The organism is Mesorhizobium sp. B3-2-1, assembly GCF_006439515.1.
Classification (GTDB): Bacteria; Pseudomonadota; Alphaproteobacteria; order Rhizobiales; family Rhizobiaceae; genus Mesorhizobium.
On sequence record NZ_VFTI01000003.1, the window covers coordinates 134,996 to 151,723 of the forward strand.

Genomic DNA, 16,728 nt, shown 5'->3' on the forward strand with positions numbered 1-16,728 from the left:
TCACGCGGCCACAGGGCCGGATCGCTGGGCCATGGGCGGGAACGCGCAAGGCTGAACGGGCAGGATGGATCGACACCGCTCCGGCGTTCAGCTATGCGATTTGTCGGAAAAGTCGACACGAAGGGTCATCATCATGAAACGCTCCGCCATCAACGACATCATCCGCGAAGCCGACGCTTTCATCCGCTCGTTCGGCTACATCATGCCACCCTTCGCCTACTGGTCGCCGGAAGAGATGAAGGCGCGCCAGGTCGATTCCTCTGCCATCTTCACCTCGCGGCTCGGCTGGGACATCACCGACTACGGCCAGGGCAAGTTCGACGATCTCGGCCTGTTCCTGTTCACCGTTCGCAACGGCCGCTACGAGGACATGAAGAAGGGCATGGGCATGCTCTATGCCGAAAAGATCATGATCTCGCGCAAGGACCAGATGTCGCCGATGCACCGTCACAACATCAAGGCCGAGGACATCATCAATCGCGGTGGCGGCAAGCTGGTGCTTGAACTGTTCATGCATGATCGCGACGGCGGTATCGACCCCAAGGCCGAGGTCTCGGTGCCCGTCGACGGAACCATCCATCGGCTGCCGGCTGGCGGGCTGCTGAAGCTAGATCCCGGCCAGAGCGTCACGCTTTTGCCCGGCGTCTGGCACGCCTTCTGGGCCGAGGGCAAGGATGTCCTGATCGGCGAGGTGTCGACCGTCAATGACGATCGCACCGACAATGTCTTCCGCGAGCCGATCGGCCGTTTCGCGGATATCGAGGAAGATACGCCGCCATTGCACCTGCTGGTGGCCGACTACGACAAATGGCTGGGCTGAGGACATTCACCCATAGCGCCGCTTCGCCCCCTGATTTGTGGGGCCACTAACCAAGTCCGAGGAGTAAGTCTTGAAATCAGTTCTAGTTGCCATTGCCGCCTTGGCGGCCCTCAGCTTGCCCGCCCAGGCGGCCGGCTTCGATAACATCGTCCTTTCCGCGACGAAGGACGGGGAAACGTCTCACAGCAATTTCCCTGCCGACACACCGGTGATTTATGTGTCGGCCGATTTGGTGGATATCGCGCCCACATCGAAAATCACATTCTCCTGGGTCTCGGTCGATTCCCACGGTGCGGCACCGGAAAACTATACTATCGACAAGGTCGACCTCGACGTCGGAGCGAACAACGAGGCTGATTCACAACTCACCAAACCCACGGCGGGATGGCCGGCGGGCACCTATCGTGTTGATTTGGCCATCGACGGAACGGTTGCGGACTCGGTGCCCTTCAGCATTCCATGAATGGTAATTGGCTGCCCGGGGAGGGTGGCCGACGCCCTGTTAGTCGCTTTCGGACGGCGCTTCTTTTTGCCAGCCGGCTAGCTCCGGCAGGTCGTCAAGCCAACTTTTCTCGGTCATCAAGGCTTCGCTGGCCTGCGGCGCGGCCTCCGTGGCGTTTTGAATCAGCCAGTCCACCCACTTCCGAAAGGCAACCGGGTCCAGTTGGGGCGGCAGCACCTTAGCCTTGAGCAGCATCCTCTTGCGGAAACTGGTTTGCCTGCGCAGTTTGGTCGTCGTGAATTTGATTGCCTTGCCTTGGTATTCAACCATCCACCGGTCGCCCCCATGGCTGACAAGCCTATCGACGGTGAAATCGGCATCGACCGGTCTATCCCGCCAAGGAAGCTCGATGGCGTTCTTCCTCAGATCGATGGCCCATCGCCTGTAACCGGCCCCGGTACGCTGCGGCGGCAGCACGCCGGCCTGTTCGAGCATCTTCCTTCGGAACGTAGGCTGCTTCTTGAGCTGGCCGGTCGTCAGGTCGATTCGATGTCCACGAAATTCGACGTGCCATCGGACCCTCCCGTTGCCGATATACTTCACCAACCTGTCGATGAAGAACTCGCCATCGGCAAGAATCACGCAGCCTTGGCTGATGCTTTCGCGGATGAACTCGGTGTCAGTGACCATCAGGCGACCTTATGCAGGAAATTCTCACAGAGCTTAGCCAGTGGAACGCGCCCGCGGCCATCAAATAATACCGAGGGTCGGAGTGACTGGTGCTATGGAATCTGGCTGGGGAACCTGGATTCGAATCAAGACTAATTCAGCCGAATCAGAGTTCACGATGGGATCACTTCACCGACAAGGGACCTTAAACGCCCCGGAACTTAACGAATTGACGAGCCTGTTCGAGGCAGACAGGGCCTCGAATTGAGCCCGGTCGAAACGAACTCCGCAATGGTCAGGCAACCACTTCAAGACTTTTTCTATGGCAGCGTCTGTCACATGAGCATTCGCATTCATGCCCGGCAGCGTTCATACAGGCCAGTGCGCACTTTCTTGCGCTCAATACGCCATCTCAAAGGATTCGCCCGCAGCGATTTTCTCTAACAGCCGGGTTACGGCGCGGGGGCCGCCGTGATCTGCAATCCACCGGCTCACCCGGCAGGCAGCTTTCGCGTACAGGCCCGCCGATGCCGCGCTTTCAATCCAGGCGCTCCTCGTCGTCGGCAGCGCGCCATCCGGTTCAACCAGGCAACGATCGGGCGATGATATTGGCTTCAGGTAGCGGTCGTCATCCGAAACGACGACCGCGACGCCCTCATCAAACCATTGCGGCACATCACGACGGAAAGTCTTGATCAGCCCGATCCGGATATGAAGTTCGATGTGCGACATCTCGTGTGATGCGATGGTGACGGTCGCGCCTTTGGGCGAGAGGAATAGCGCGAGATTGAGGACGGCCATGCCGCGCGATTTGCCTCCGCCGATTTTGCGGTAACAATTGTCGTCCCCGCAGATGAAGACCTCGGGATTACTTTCTATCGCCCCATAGAACCGGCGAAGCCGTTCGCGAGCCATGCCAATTGTCTGGAGCGCTGCTGCTTGCTGCTGAGGAGTGATCCCATCCTCGACATAGACCTGACCCGAGTCTTTTTTGAACCCCAGGCAACTCGGGCACGCTATGGCGGCTGCCATCGGATATGCGGCCGCGAGGCCAGCGGCTGTCGTCGCAATCAGAAGGATTGCGAGTGCGATTGCTTTCATCAGTCTCGACACCATGCTCCTTCCAGTCCCGCGCGGGTATGAGCTTCTACGGTGGCTTTCGGTTGGCGAGCGATCACGAGGAGCATCGTTCGGTTGTTGAAGGACCGTTTTCAGCTGAGCAAGCCCCAGTCCGCCGTGGGACGTGACAAATTATTGAGCGACATGGCGATGAAGCGCCGGCGAATACGTTTCGAGGCCTTTGACTTGCAATGAAGTTGATGCCGCATGTGACAGCGGAGAGTGCTAGGATCCGGCCGCATCGCCGACGCCGGACGAAACTGCGTCCATCTGGGAACGCGCGAGCAAATAGAATGCGATGAGATGTGAGATCATCTGCAACGGCATGTAGATGATCAGGAACGCGTACATGCCGCCGAGTTCGCCTGCAACTGCAGGAAGATTGACTTGGACCGCGTGGTAGGAATCGAGGGCAATGTCCACCACCCCTACAAGATTGAAGGCGAGCACGAGCAGCCAGAACAGCGGACGTATCCTGATCGCGAGCAGCGCCAGCATGGCCAGCACCCCGGTCGCCAAGTTGCCATAGGCGGCGAACGTGGCGAAGCCGGCAGGCAGGCTGCTGCCGACGACGCCGGGAAGGAGAAAGGCAAGCCCGATGACGCGGAAGCTGTGCACGGCCGCGATAGCTCGTTGCGCATCGAAGTGATCCATCGCGTTGAGCCTTGGCCAGATGTACGCGCCAAGGAAAAGCAGCCACGGGACATACCCCAGGACGAGATGGGTTAGGAACACGGTTTGCGACGACATGTGAGCTCCTACAAACTAGTTTCGTTCGTCAATCCGCCGCGCCTCGAACGTCGCGTTCGGTGGCCGAGCCGCCTTGCTCGGGCTAAAGGGTCCGAAGGAAGTCGATCATTGCGGTGCTCACCTGCGGCGCACGTTCTTGCTGGGTCCAATGACCGCAGCCCGGCAGCATGTCTGCCGGCCGGAGCTTGGGAACCATTGCCGACTGTTTGGCGATAATCGGTTGAAATACCTCCACGATCATGTCGTGTTCGCCCGCAATGTAGAGCGCCGGAACAGTCACCACCGCCTGGCTGAACGCGGCCATGAGCTCCCAGCTGTGATCGATGTTGCGCCACCAGTTCAGAGGGCCGCGAAATCCGCTGCGCGTGAATTCCTCGACATAGATATCGATGTCGGACTCACTGACCCAGGAAGGCAACGACACCGGATTGGTCAGGAAATCTCCGTTCCGGGGCACCATCCCGGCGGCGAATCCTCCGGCGCCTGCCGGCGGCGGGCTGTCGCCCGAGAGGGAGTAGAACATGGATCGGAACGTGCGACGCAGGTCGCCTCCGAGCGCCGCCTCAGCCTCCGGGGTCTGGAAATAGAGTTGATAAAACACGGCGTCCTTGGTGCGCGGCATCAGCATCGTTGGCGGTCCCGCGTCGCCGAACCCTCGCGAGCGGAACGGCGGGCTGAGCGCGACAAGGGCCCGGAAGCGATCGGGGCGCAGAAGCGCTGTTTGCCAGGCTATCGCAGCACCGATGTCGTGGCCGGCGATCACGGCTTGTCTGGCGTCCAGAGCGTCGAGGAGACCCACCATGTCGCCGATGTTATGGAGAATGGTATATTTCTCCACGTCCTCCGGGCGGTCGCTCCGTCCATAGCCGCGCAAGTCTGGCGCTACCGCACGGAAGCCTGCCTTCGCCAGCGCACCAAGCTGGTGCCGCCAGGAATACCAGCATTCGGGAAAGCCGTGACAAAGTATGATGAGGGGACCTTCACCCTGTTCGGCCACGTGCAAGCGGATGCCGTTCGTCTCGATCATGCGATGGGTAATCTCGGGCATCGTCGGGTCCACCCACGACGTCGGCTCTGGGCCGCCTACGGCGAGTTGAGCGGCGGCGAGTGGTTCGGCGAAAGCAGCACTGACAGTAAGGGCGCCTGCCGCCCAGAGGATATCGCGTCGGGAAAATGTCGCGTCCGGCATTGTGTGTGTCTCCTCCTGAGCGTCCGCACATGGAGTCTCGACGGTGCCACAGGCTCCCGAATTGCGGTGCGAGTCCAGATTTGCACGGTAGAAGTACTCCCGCTCGCAGCGAACGACTATTGGCGATAACGTCAATGCGCTGTGAAGCAGAGCTTCACAATCGTCGCGCCACCGCCGAGCCTGCCGTTGGAGCGAAGCGGCGTTCGGACACCACCTCTACGTCTAATTTTGGACCCCGGTCAGGATGGGTGCGCGGACGGGAAGATCCCCAGAGGCTGGAAACCCCAAAGCAGGAAAAGCTTGGGAAGGATGTTGGCTGGGGAACCTGGATTCGAACCAGGACTAACGGAGTCAGAGTCCGTGGGTCTACCGTTAACCTATTCCCCAGCAGGCGCGATCATGGACCGCGCGGGCCGAACGGCTGAGCCGCTTGAGCGCTGCCTTGTAGCCGCCAGCGGAAAATAGTCAAGCCTGCTCCGCGGTTCAATTGACAGCTTTTATCCCCGGTTCCGAACGCCACCTTTTCCAGTGGCGTGCGAGCTCCGGGCCTCAGCTCTCCTTGCGGCTGAACTGCGAGCGTTCGAAGAACAGCACGATGCCCAGGCCCAGAAACAGCGGGAGGATGAGATAAAACAGCCGGAACACCAGCAGCGCGGCCAGCACCCCGACCGGGTCCATGTCGGAAAGCCCGGCCAGGAACACCACTTCGAATACGCCCAGGCCACCCGGCGCGTGCGAGATCTGGGCGACCGAGAAGGAGACGAGGAAGACGCCGAGCACGACGAAATAGCCGGGATTGTGCAGCTCGGGCAGGGCGAAGAAGATGATCGCCGCGGCGGCGAGCAGTTCGATCGGACCGATCAGCAATTGCCGGGCGACGATCGGCAGCGCCGGATAGTGCAATTGGAAGCTACCGATCTTCAGCGGGCGCAGATGCAGCCAACTGCCGAATATGTAGGCTGCGATGAGAACCAGCATCGCGATGCCTGCGGCCTCCGACAAGCCGTGATGGGCGATGCCGGAGAAGCGGTCGATAATCTGAGGCTCGAACACCAGCACAAGACCGGAGGCGAGTATCGTCGACAGCACGAAGGTTATCCAGCAGACCGCCACCAGCACGCCGACTTCCTGGCCGGTCAGTCCTCTCGTGCCGTAAGCGCGGTAGCGGATGACGGCGCCGGAGAACACCGAGCCGCCGATATTGTGCGACAGCGCGTAAGTGGTGAAGGAGCAGAGCGTCACGAACAGCCACGACACTCGTCTGCCGATATGCAGCAACGCGATGTGGTCGTAGCCGGCAAGCGCGGCATAGGCGACGACCGAACTCAAGCCCGCCAGCATCCAGCCGCGAGCCGGAATGGCCGCCAGCCCGTCCCAGACGTCGTCGAGCGAGATGCCGCGCAATTCATGCCAGAGCAGCAGCAGCGAGAAGATCACCGCGCCGATGCCGACGACCGGCCAGAAATAGCGTCTCCAGTTCATTGCCCAACTGCCATGCGTTGCGTATCCGCTTCCTTTTCTGTCGAGAGCCGACCGCCCCGAATTCCCCGTTCAATTCAGAAATGCCTCATTGAAGCCGGCTATTCAACCGCGAACACTTGTCGCGCGTGATGCCGGCAAGACCTGCCTGCGCTGGACGGGGGCGCAAAACGCTGACAAGCGGCGAGGACATGGGTTTCGACGGGTGCGGTCTCACCTGGCGTCGCGGTATCAATCCAGCCTTGCGGGTACATTACGCCAGTGCAAAGCAGGCGGCGCCCCCAGCCGGCAAAATTCAGCATGCGGCTCTTGGTGATCGGCCACGGCACTGTTAGTCTGGCGGCAACTTGAAACATGCCAAAGCGCCTGCTGCGTCCGTCACCGGTTCGCGCGGCGCCGGAAGGAACGACAGTGGAAGACCGCGACACCGGCGCAGGCGCGCCGGAGGTGGGCGCGTCCAGCGCTTCCCCGGGGTCATCAGGCCCGGGGACAGCCGGTTGGCAGCAACGCCGCCCGACGGAGCCTCGCTCCGTGAATGGGCAGGCGGGCGACGCGACCCACAACCAGAAGGGCAAGCCCAAGAAACGGCGCAAGCGAAGGCGTGGGCGCAAGGTTTTTGCGCGCGACGATGCGCGCCCCGGGGACAATCGATCGCCGGCACAAGGCAAGGCCGCCGTCGCGGCAGTGGAGCTGAAGCCTGTTGCCGCTGCGACGATCTCGCCCGTCGTTCCGGTGCCACGCCCCGAACAAGGCAACCGCCGGCCGCCGGTGCACGAGCTTCCCGTCTTCGCGGCGCTGGACCTCGGCACCAACAATTGCCGGCTGCTGGTCGCCGTTCCCACGCGTCACGGCCAGTTCCGCGTCATCGATGCCTTCTCGCGCATCGTCAGGCTGGGCGAGGGGCTGACCGCCAATGGCCGGCTCGGCCAGCCGGCGATGGACCGCGCGGTCGAGGCGCTGAAGGTCTGCGGTGACAAATTGCGCGGTCGCAAGATCAGGAAGGCAAGGCTGATCGCCACGGAAGCCTGCCGCACAGCCGAAAACGGTGTCGAGTTCCTCGATCGTGTCGAACGCGAAGCCGGCCTGAAGCTCGAGATCATCGACCGCCGGACAGAAGCCCGCCTTGCGGTTTCCGGCTGCGGCTCGCTGGTCGAGCGCGACACGCAAGGCGTCGTCCTGTTCGACATCGGCGGCGGCTCCTCCGAGATCGCGCTGATCGATCTCACCGGCCGCCGTTCGCCGCGCCTTGCCAATCACATCGTGTCGTGGACGTCGCTGCCGGTAGGCGTCGTGTCATTGGCGGAACGCTTTGGCGGCCGCACCGTGACGCGCGAGATCTTCACCGCCATGGTCGACGACGTCGCCGGTAGGCTGGCCGCTTTCGATGGTCGCGATCGGCTGAGCCATCTCAAGACGAGCCCGAATTTCCATCTGCTGGGCACTTCGGGAACGGTGACGACGCTGGCCGGCGTCCATCTCGACCTCGAACGCTACGACCGCCGACGGGTCGACGGCCTGTGGATGGACCGCGACAGCGTCGACCGCATGGTGGAAAGGCTGGTCGGCTGGGATTTCCAGCAGCGCTGCGCCAACCCCTGTATCGGCGCCGACCGCGCCGATCTCGTGCTGGCCGGCTGTGCTATCCTCGAAGCGATCCGCGCCGTCTGGCCCTCGGAGCGGCTGCGCGTCGCCGACCGGGGCCTGCGCGAGGGCATATTGAGCGAGCTGATGGCCGATGATGGCGTCTGGCGCAACGATGGACGTACTAGGGCATGATCATGCTCAAACAAGAAATCAGGCAATGACCAAGAAACCGGAAAAACCAGGGTCCGCCAGCCTTCGCGTGCTGAAGACGCGGATCAAGAAGAAAAGCGGGCTGAAGGAATCGTCGCGCCGCTGGCTGCAGCGCCACATCAACGATCCCTATGTCCAGCGCTCCAAGGCCGACGGCTATCGCTCGCGCGCGGCCTACAAGCTGATCGAGATCGACGACAAGCACCACCTCTTGAAGCCCGGTATGAAGGTGATCGATCTGGGTGCCGCCCCCGGCGGCTGGTGCCAGGTCGCGGCCGCGCGCACGAAATCGACGGCCGAACATCCGCATGTCGTCGGCATCGATTATCTGGAAATGGATGCCGTGCCCGGTGCGCCGGTGCTGCTGCTGGACTTTCTCGATCCGCAGGCTCCGCAAAAGCTGGCCGAGGCGCTGGGCGGGGACCCGGATGTCGTGCTGTCCGACATGGCGGCGCCGACCACCGGCCACAAACGGACCGACCATATCCGCACCATGCATCTGTGCGAGGTGGCGGCCGATTTCGCGCTGTCGGTCCTGAAGCCCGGCGGCCATTTTCTGGCCAAGACCTTCCAGGGTGGCGCCGAGAACGAGCTGCTCTCCATGCTCAAGAAGAATTTCCGCTCCGTCCACCACGTCAAGCCGCCGGCCTCGCGCGATGAATCGGTGGAGCTTTATCTCTTGGCGAAAGACTTCAAGGGGCGAGAGGCCGGTCAGGAATAGCGCCTTGCCTTTTCCCCTTGCGGACCCACAAGCGGAGAAGGGAGAGAGCCTCACTCTCCCGGCGATCTGACTGGTTCCAGCGTCTTGGGCGTCGTCAGCCGGCCATGGCCGGAGACGGCATTGCCGGCGTCGGGTGCCAGCCGCATGAACGACAGCGACGCGGCGGCCGAAATCGCGGCGACGATGAAAAAGGCGGTGTGGAAGTCAGCGAGCGTCAATGGTCCGCCATGGATGCCGGTCGACACTTCCAGAATGCCGCCGGCAACCGCCACGCCGAGTGCGATCGACAACTGCTGGAAGACGGCGGCGATCGGCGTTGCCTTGCTGGTGTTCTCGGCCGAAACCTCGGCATAAGCTAGCGCATTGACGCCGGTGAAGAACATCGAGCGGATGAAGCCGCCGACCAGCAATATGGCCAGCATCAGCGCGTAAGGCGTTTCGGGGGTGAAGAGGCCGTTGAAGGCGATTGATGCGGCAGCGATCAGCGAGCCGGCGATCAACACGCGGCGGAAGCCGACGACGCGGAAGATCAGCGCGGTGACGAATTTCATGCCGATGGCGCCGATCGCCGAGACGAAGGTGATCATGCCCGACTGGAACGGAGTCAGCCCGAAGCCGATCTGGAGCATCAGCGGCAATAGGAACGGCACGGCCCCGATGCCGATCCGGAACAGTCCGCCGCCGAGCACGGAGGAGCGGAAAATCTGATTGCGGAACAGGTCGAGCGCCAGCAGCGGATTTCTGGCGCGGCGCGCATGCATCAGGTAGAGCGCTCCCGACAGCAGCCCCACGGCCACGGTGATGAAGCCGGTCGCCGGCGGCAGATAAGGCAGGCTGACCACCGACAGGCCGAAGACGATACCGGATGCCGCCACCCCGCTCAGCACGAAGCCGACGAAATCGAGCGGCGGCGTCTCCATCGATTCGGTTTCCGGCAGGAAGCGGGTGGCCAGCCAGATGCCGATCAGGCCGATCGGCACATTGATCAGGAAGATCCAGTGCCAGGTGAAATAGGTGGTGATGAAGCCACCGATTGGCGGACCGACCAGCGGGCCGACCAGTGCGGGGACGGTCAGCCACGACATGGCGGCGACCAGTTCGCTCTTGGGCGTGGCGCGCACCAGCACCAGGCGTCCGACCGGGGTCATCATGGCGCCGCCAATGCCTTGCAGGAAACGCGCAATCACGAAGGCCGGCAGCGAACCGGACAGCGCGCAGGCGACCGAACCGGCAATGAACACCGCGATCGCGGCGCGAAAGATGTTCTTGGCGCCGAAGCGGTCGGCCATCCAGCCGCTGATCGGAATGAAGATCGCCAGCGACACCAGATAGGCCGTCAGCGCCAGTTTGAGCGCGATCGGGCTGGTATGGATGTCGATGGCGATCGCCGGCAGCGATGTCGCGATGACGGTCGAATCCATGTTTTCCATGAAAAGAGCGACCGCCAGGATAAGCGGAATGGTGCGGTTCAACGAACGCGTCCGAATTGGTCGAATTTGCTTGCCGGCTGGGGGCATGCCGATGCAATGGGCGGTTATCATGCCCTTGGGCCGATGTCGCATTAATTTGCTGTCACTTTTGTGCGACTTCGACGCCGCGGAGTGCCTGGGCAGTGATCAGAGACTGCTTGCCAAGGAGCCAAGCTATCGCTATTGTAGTTAAAATAACTACTTGGATGGATCATGGACGAATCCGTTTCAGCCGCCGACGCCAATCGAAAATTTTCGCTCATTCTTCGTGGTGTGCGAGAAGGGCAGAGCTTTGTCGTGACCAGTCATGGACGGCCGGTTGCGCGGATCGTGCCCGCGGACAATCGCTGTCAGGTGGCCTCGCGTTCGCGCAACACATTGCTGTCGCGGCTTGAACGGCAGCCTGTCGTCGATGCCGGGCAATGGACGCGCGACGAGCTTTACGAGCGGTGAAGGTCGCCCTCGACACCAATATCCTTGCTTACGCTGAAGGCGTGAACAACGCCGACAAGCGTGACGCTGTCCTGGGATTGCTGCGCAACGTTCCGCAAGAGGCAGTTGTCATTCCGGTTCAGGTGCTTGGCGAACTCTTCAATGTGCTTGTTCGCAAGGCTGGACGATCTTCGCAGGAAGCTCGGGATGCACTTCTGGGCTGGCGCGACGCCTTTCCGGTCACAGGAACGTCGCCCGAGGTCATGATGATGGCGGTCGATCTTGCCGCGGACCATCATTTCAGTATCTGGGATGCAGTCATCCTATCAGCTGCCTCGCAATCGGGTTGCCGGCTGCTCCTGTCGGAAGATCTGCAACATGGCTTCACCTGGGTCGGCGTGACCGTTGTCAATCCTTTCGCATCGTCGCGTCATGAATTGCTCGATGCTCTTCTGGGCGCGGACTAGGCTCCAGGAAAAGTGTGAAACGGTTTCCGTCTGGAACTGCGTAGAAACAGCAAGTCGGATCGGTTCCGCGACCCTATCGACACTGAGCCGATCCTTAACGTCCACTCAACGATCGGCTTTTCATCGGCCGCTGGACGTGTTACCAGCCACCGCCAATCCTGAAAGGGAATAACGAGTCGGCGCTGTCCATTCCGGTCCAGCGCTTTTTCTGCATTCAAAGGGCTGGCCATGGCAAAAATCATCGAAACCTCGACCGGCGCACTGGCGCTGACCTTTGACGACGTGCTTTTGCAGCCCGGTCATTCCGAGGTAATGCCCGGCCAGACCGACATCCGCACCCGTATCGCCGGCGACATCGACCTCAACGTGCCGATCCTGTCGGCGGCGATGGACACGGTCACGGAGGCACGGCTTGCCATCGCCATGGCGCAGGCCGGCGGCATCGGCGTCATCCATCGCAATTTCTCGCCCGCCGAGCAGGCCGAGCAGGTGCGGCAGGTCAAGAAATTCGAATCCGGCATGGTGGTCAACCCCGTCACCATCGGTCCCGACGCCACGCTCGCCGACGCCTTGTCGCTGATGCGCACCTATTCGATATCGGGCATTCCGGTGGTCGAGAACGGCGGCGCCGGCGGCCATAAGACCGGCCGGTTGGTCGGTATCCTGACCAATCGCGATGTGCGCTTCGCTTCCGATCCGGCGCAAAAGGTCTACGAATTGATGACCCGTGAGAACCTGATCACGGTCAAGGAGAATGTCGACCAGGACGAGGCCAAGCGGCTTCTGCACCAGCACCGCATCGAGAAGCTGGTGGTGGTCGACAAGACGGGCAATTGCGTCGGGCTGATCACCGTCAAGGACATCGAGAAGTCGCAGCTGAACCCGCACGCCACCAAGGATGCGCAGGGGCGCCTGCGCGCCGCGGCCGCCACCAGCGTCGGCGATGACGGCTTCGAGCGCGCCGAGCGTCTTATCGAGGCCGGTGTCGACCTTTTGGTGATCGACACCGCGCATGGCCACTCGCAGCGTGTCCTGGACGCGGTGACGCGGGCGAAGAAGCTTTCCAATTCCGTGCGGATCCTGGCCGGCAACGTCGCCACCGCGGACGGCACACGGGCGCTGATCGACGCCGGCGCCGACGCCGTCAAGGTCGGCATCGGTCCGGGCTCCATCTGCACCACCCGCATCGTGGCCGGGGTCGGCGTTCCCCAGCTTTCGGCCATCATGTCGGCGGTCGAAACGGCCCATAAATCAGGCGCCTCGGTGATCGCCGACGGCGGCATCAAATATTCCGGCGATCTCGCCAAGGCACTCGCCGCAGGCGCCAGTGCCGCCATGATCGGCTCGCTGCTGGCCGGCACCGACGAAAGCCCGGGCGAGGTCTATCTGCACCAGGGCCGCTCCTTCAAGGCCTATCGCGGCATGGGCTCGGTCGGCGCAATGGCGCGGGGCTCCGCCGATCGCTACTTCCAGGCCGAGGTGCGCGACACGCTCAAACTGGTGCCGGAAGGCATTGAAGGGCAGGTCCCCTACAAAGGACCTGTGTCTGGCGTGCTGCACCAGCTTGCAGGCGGGCTGAAAGCAGCTATGGGTTATGTTGGTGGCCGCGACCTTGCCGATTTCCGCGACCGCGCCACTTTTGTGCGCATATCCAACGCCGGACTTCGTGAAAGCCACGCCCATGACGTCACGATTACCCGCGAAAGCCCCAACTATCCGGGCGGAGCCTGATTCTTCCGGGCATTGGTGCAACTTGACCGCCATGGTGCTGCGCCTGTCGCGCCATGTGGCGGCGCTCTGCTTCCTCTCGGCGGCGGTCTTCATCGCCATGACGGTGATGGAGTTCTTCTATTTCCGCCAGTTGAGCGGGGGCTTGGCCTCGCTCGACATGCGCTATTTCGGATTCACGCCCGACGAAGGCATGGCCTGGCTGACGGCGCTTGGCCGGCGTGGTGGAGAGATCATCCTGGTCTGGCATTACCTGACCTTCGACCTTTTGTTTCCGGCGCTGTTGTCGCTGACACTGGTCAGCCTGATCCTGGCAACCGGCCGGCGTCTGAAGAATTTCCGGGTGCTCCCGGCGCAGGTGCAGGCGATCTTCGCGCTGGTCCTGGTGCTGCCATACACACTCGCCGACTACGCCCAAAATATCGCCGTGGCGCGGCTTCTGTCCGATTTCCTCTACGCCAACCCGGACTCGCTGTCTTTCGCCTCGGCGTTGATCGTCACCAAATTCGCGTTTCTCGCCGTCCCGGTCATCGTCATTGCCGCTTTCTGGCTGGCGGGCCAAAGACGTCGGAATTGAGGCCGGACAGGACAGGGGCGTTTTCATGAACCAGACCGCGATCTTCTGGCCGGTGCTAGCGCAAGTGCTGCTGGTCTACATCATCTATGTCGTCATGGGCCGGGGCCGCTATTTTGCCGTCAAGTCGGGTGAAGCCAAGGTCGGCCAGTACAAGGTTCGTTCGACCGAGCCGGCCTCCACTGTCACCGTCGCGAACAGTTTGATCAACCAGTTCGAACTGCCGGTGCTTTTCTACGTGCTGTGCCTGTCACTGCACATGACCAACGGCGTCAATTACATCACGCTCGCACTGATGTGGATTTTTGTCGCGTCGCGCTATTTTCACGCCTGGTTTCACCTGACCAGCAACAACCTGCTGCTGCGCAACCGCTCCTTCGTTCTGGGCGCGGTGGTGCTGGCCCTGGGCTGGATCTGGTTGGCCCTGCACTTGCTCGCAATCGTCTGAGGTGCGCCAAATACCTTCTCCACAAGCCGAGACGGAAAAGGCCGGTGCTTACAGGTCGAACACCGCTATTTTTCGCTTGTCGAACTTGATGCCGATCTCGCCGCGCACAAGCTTCAGCGCCTGTTCGCCGAAGACGGCGCGCCGCCAGCCTTGCAGCGCCGGCACATCGGCATCCTCGCCCTCGGCCGCGATGCGGTCGATGTCGTCGCTGGAGGCGAGCACCTTCGAGGCGACACCCTGTCTCTCGGCGACGATCCTGAGCAACACTTTCAAGAGTTCCGCGGCCGCGTTCGAGCCCTCGGGCGGCTGGAAGCTTTTCGGCAGTTTCGGCATCTGCTCCTTGGGCAGGGCGAGCGCGGTGTTGACCGCGCCGAGCAGTGCCGTCGCCGTCGAGGAGCGTTCCCAGCCCTTGGGCGTCGTGCGCAGCTTGGCAAGGGCCGCCGCATCGCGCGGACCCTGCTGCGCGATCTCGTAGATCGCGTCGTCCTTGAGCACGCGGCCGCGCGGCACGTCGCGCTCGCGCGCCTCGCGTTCGCGCCATGCCGCCACGCCCTGCACGATCGCCAGCTCCTGCGGTTTGCGAAGTCGCATCTTCAGCCGCTTCCAGGCATCCTCGGGGTGCGGATCGTAGGTCTCGCGCGAGGTCAGGACATCCATCTCCTCATTCAGCCAGTGGGCACGGTTTTCCCGCGCCAGCTCGGCGTTGAGGTGCTGATAGACCTCGATCAGATGGGTAACGTCGGCCAGCGCGTAATCGAGCTGCTTGTCGGACAGCGGCCGATGGCGCCAGTCGGTGAAGCGCGAGGACTTGTCGAGCCGCGCCCCGGTGATGCGCTGCACGAGCTGATCATAGGAAACGCTGTCGCCGAAGCCGCAGACCATCGCCGCCACCTGTGTGTCGAACACCGGGTGCGGAACGAGATCGCCGAGATGGACGATGATTTCGATGTCTTGCCGGGCGGCGTGGAAGACTTTGACCACCGCCTCGTTGGCCATCAGCCTGAAGAAGGGAGCCAGATCGATATCAGGTGACAGCGGATCGATCAGTGCCGTCACGCCGGGCGAGGCCATCTGGATCAGGCACAGGATTGGCCAGAAGGTCGTTTCGCGGATGAATTCGGTGTCGACGGTGACGAAATCCGACTTTTCGAAAGCGGCGAGAACGGTCTCGAGTTCTTTCTGGGTGGTGATGACGTGCATCAAATCGCTTTTGGCAGGAGTAGGGTCTTCCTAGATTTCAGCCGGGAAGGCTTTCGTCAAGCTGTGGTGCCGCCGTCACGGCCCTTCCGGGCTGTCTGGATCACTATTTCTCCTCGCCAGCCGCGCGAAAATGGTCGAGGTGCGCAACAGCGCGGTGAAGCGGCTGCGCTTGCCGGCCGGCACGCCGGAGCGTGCCTGCATGCGGTAGAGGATGACGGCGATGAAGACCGCGTAGACCACGGCGCTGAAGACGAACAGCGCGCTTGGCCCGAAATATTGCATCGCGGTCGAAGCCGCGAAAGGGCCGCCAATGGCGCCGAAGGAATAGAGCAGCATCAGGGCCGCATTGATCAGCACGAACTCGCCGGCATCCGCGCGATCATTGGAATGCGCCGCCGATAGCGAATAGAGCGGCATGGCGAAACAGCCGAAGATGAAGATGATGATGAAGTTGAGCAGCGGATTGCTGCCGGCGATGAACACCAGTGCCAATGCCGAAAGCATCGCGCAGCAGGTCGTCATCAACAGCACCCGTCGCCGATCCCAGCGGTCGGAAAGGTAACCGAGCGGATACTGGATGATGGCGCCGCCGAAGATGCCGACGCTGACGAAGGTGACGACGTCGGCGACCGACATGCCGATCTGCTCGGCGTAGACCGGCGACAAGGTGCGAAAGGCACTGTTGGTGACGCCGACGGCGATGCAGCCGAAGCAACCCAGCGGCGAAATCCGCCAGACGCGCGCCAGATCGAGCTTGACCTCTTCCGGCGGCGTCGGGTTGGAGCGGTCGCCGAGCGAGACCGGCACCAGCGACAGCGTGATCATGATCGACATGATGGCGAAGATGGTGAAGCCGCCGGCGCCGAAGACGGGAATCAGAAACTGGGCCGATGTCACCGATCCGGTATCGACCATCCGGTAGATCGCCAGCACGCGGGCGCGGTCCTTGTTGGTGACCCCGGAATTCAGCCAACTTTCGACAATGGTAAACAGCCCGGCGAAACAGAAACCGCCGGCAAAGCGCACCGCGCACCACATCACCGGATCGAGGACCAGCACCAGCAGCAACGTGCCGACCGAAGCGATAGCCGCCAGCGCCGAAAACGCCCTGATATGCCCGACCGCCTTCATGATGCGCGTGATGGCCAGGCAGCCGAGCAGGAAGCCGGCGAAATAGAAGGTGCCCATGAGGCCGATGTCGGAAGCCGAAAACCCTTCCTGCGCACCGCGCAACGCGATCAGGGTGCTTTGCAGCCCATTGCCGCCGAGCAGGATGCCGGCGGCCAGGAGAAGCGGGATGAGCGGACGGATGGAAGACATGAAGGAAGACGATCACGTATCGGTGATCTCTTTCTTGAACCATCGCCTTGGCCAATGCCAGAGGCAATTGCCGGCGGCGTTGAGCCTGTGACGCCCACTTGCCTTGA

The 16,728-nt window shown here is 62.2% G+C and carries 17 protein-coding genes and 1 tRNA gene; 9 read left to right on the top strand and 9 right to left on the bottom strand.

Annotation, left to right across the window (positions count from 1 at the left end; translation table 11 throughout):
• Positions 1-133 precede the first annotated feature (133 nt).
• Together FJW08_RS04265 and FJW08_RS04270 are read left to right on the top strand one after the other, a co-directional pair.
• Complete coding sequence (locus tag FJW08_RS04265) at positions 134-820, top strand: D-lyxose/D-mannose family sugar isomerase (protein ID WP_140809077.1); 687 nt, start codon at positions 134-136, stop codon at positions 818-820.
• Between the two features lie 70 nt (positions 821-890).
• Positions 891-1,283 (top strand): hypothetical protein, encoded by a 393-nt coding sequence (locus FJW08_RS04270; protein ID WP_140809079.1) that lies wholly within the window; start codon positions 891-893, stop codon positions 1,281-1,283.
• A 39-nt stretch (positions 1,284-1,322) separates the two neighbouring features.
• On the opposite strand, the gene FJW08_RS04275 is transcribed toward FJW08_RS04270, so the two are convergent.
• The 6 genes from FJW08_RS04275 to FJW08_RS04300 form a co-directional block, all read right to left on the bottom strand.
• Entirely contained in the window at positions 1,323-1,952 is a 630-nt protein-coding gene (locus FJW08_RS04275; RefSeq protein WP_140809081.1) for a hypothetical protein, read from the bottom strand.
• A 378-nt stretch (positions 1,953-2,330) separates the two neighbouring features.
• Positions 2,331-3,047, bottom strand: a complete 717-nt coding sequence (locus FJW08_RS04280) for a hypothetical protein (protein ID WP_140809083.1) — start codon at positions 3,045-3,047, stop codon at positions 2,331-2,333.
• 228 nt (positions 3,048-3,275) lie between these two features.
• Positions 3,276-3,800, bottom strand: coding sequence for a hypothetical protein (locus FJW08_RS04285; protein ID WP_140809085.1), 525 nt, complete (start codon positions 3,798-3,800; stop codon positions 3,276-3,278).
• A gap of 82 nt (positions 3,801-3,882) precedes the next feature.
• A complete protein-coding gene (locus FJW08_RS04290; protein ID WP_246682201.1) occupies positions 3,883-4,989 on the bottom strand; it encodes an alpha/beta hydrolase in 1,107 nt (368 codons plus the stop codon).
• 313 nt (positions 4,990-5,302) lie between these two features.
• Positions 5,303-5,376: transfer RNA gene (locus tag FJW08_RS04295), tRNA-Gln, on the bottom strand.
• Positions 5,377-5,538: 162 nt separating this feature from the next.
• Positions 5,539-6,471: a lysylphosphatidylglycerol synthase domain-containing protein gene (locus FJW08_RS04300; protein ID WP_140809087.1), complete on the bottom strand. Its 933-nt coding sequence runs from the start codon at positions 6,469-6,471 to the stop codon at positions 5,539-5,541.
• A gap of 408 nt (positions 6,472-6,879) precedes the next feature.
• On the opposite strand from FJW08_RS04300, the gene FJW08_RS04305 reads away from it, so the two are divergent.
• A complete protein-coding gene (locus tag FJW08_RS04305) occupies positions 6,880-8,244 on the top strand; it encodes a Ppx/GppA phosphatase family protein (RefSeq protein WP_140809358.1) in 1,365 nt (454 codons plus the stop codon).
• A 25-nt stretch (positions 8,245-8,269) separates the two neighbouring features.
• The gene (locus FJW08_RS04310; RefSeq protein WP_140809089.1) at positions 8,270-8,983 is read left to right on the top strand and encodes an RlmE family RNA methyltransferase; all 714 of its coding nucleotides are present in this window, start codon (positions 8,270-8,272) and stop codon (positions 8,981-8,983) included.
• A gap of 50 nt (positions 8,984-9,033) precedes the next feature.
• Here the strand turns inward: FJW08_RS04310 and FJW08_RS04315 are convergent, their stop codons facing one another.
• The gene (locus FJW08_RS04315; RefSeq protein ID WP_140809091.1) at positions 9,034-10,455 is read right to left on the bottom strand and encodes an MFS transporter; all 1,422 of its coding nucleotides are present in this window, start codon (positions 10,453-10,455) and stop codon (positions 9,034-9,036) included.
• 210 nt (positions 10,456-10,665) lie between these two features.
• Between FJW08_RS04315 and FJW08_RS04320 the strand changes: the two genes are divergently transcribed.
• From FJW08_RS04320 to FJW08_RS04340, 5 genes are all read left to right on the top strand, one after another.
• Entirely contained in the window at positions 10,666-10,905 is a 240-nt protein-coding gene (locus tag FJW08_RS04320) for a type II toxin-antitoxin system prevent-host-death family antitoxin (protein ID WP_140809093.1), read from the top strand.
• Entirely contained in the window at positions 10,902-11,351 is a 450-nt protein-coding gene (locus FJW08_RS04325; protein WP_140809095.1) for a PIN domain-containing protein, read from the top strand. The genes FJW08_RS04320 and FJW08_RS04325 overlap by 4 nt, the downstream gene beginning before the upstream one ends.
• A gap of 228 nt (positions 11,352-11,579) precedes the next feature.
• Complete coding sequence (gene guaB, locus FJW08_RS04330; RefSeq protein ID WP_140809097.1) at positions 11,580-13,082, top strand: IMP dehydrogenase; 1,503 nt, start codon at positions 11,580-11,582, stop codon at positions 13,080-13,082.
• 31 nt (positions 13,083-13,113) lie between these two features.
• Positions 13,114-13,656, top strand: coding sequence for a hypothetical protein (locus FJW08_RS04335; RefSeq protein ID WP_181178299.1), 543 nt, complete (start codon positions 13,114-13,116; stop codon positions 13,654-13,656).
• A 25-nt stretch (positions 13,657-13,681) separates the two neighbouring features.
• Complete coding sequence (locus FJW08_RS04340) at positions 13,682-14,101, top strand: MAPEG family protein (RefSeq protein WP_140755455.1); 420 nt, start codon at positions 13,682-13,684, stop codon at positions 14,099-14,101.
• Between the two features lie 48 nt (positions 14,102-14,149).
• Here the strand turns inward: FJW08_RS04340 and rnd are convergent, their stop codons facing one another.
• Both rnd and FJW08_RS04350 read right to left on the bottom strand, forming a co-directional pair.
• Positions 14,150-15,301, bottom strand: coding sequence for a ribonuclease D (gene rnd, locus FJW08_RS04345; protein WP_140809100.1), 1,152 nt, complete (start codon positions 15,299-15,301; stop codon positions 14,150-14,152).
• Positions 15,302-15,376: 75 nt separating this feature from the next.
• Positions 15,377-16,621, bottom strand: a complete 1,245-nt coding sequence (locus tag FJW08_RS04350) for an MFS transporter (RefSeq protein ID WP_140809102.1) — start codon at positions 16,619-16,621, stop codon at positions 15,377-15,379.
• Positions 16,622-16,728 lie beyond the last annotated feature (107 nt).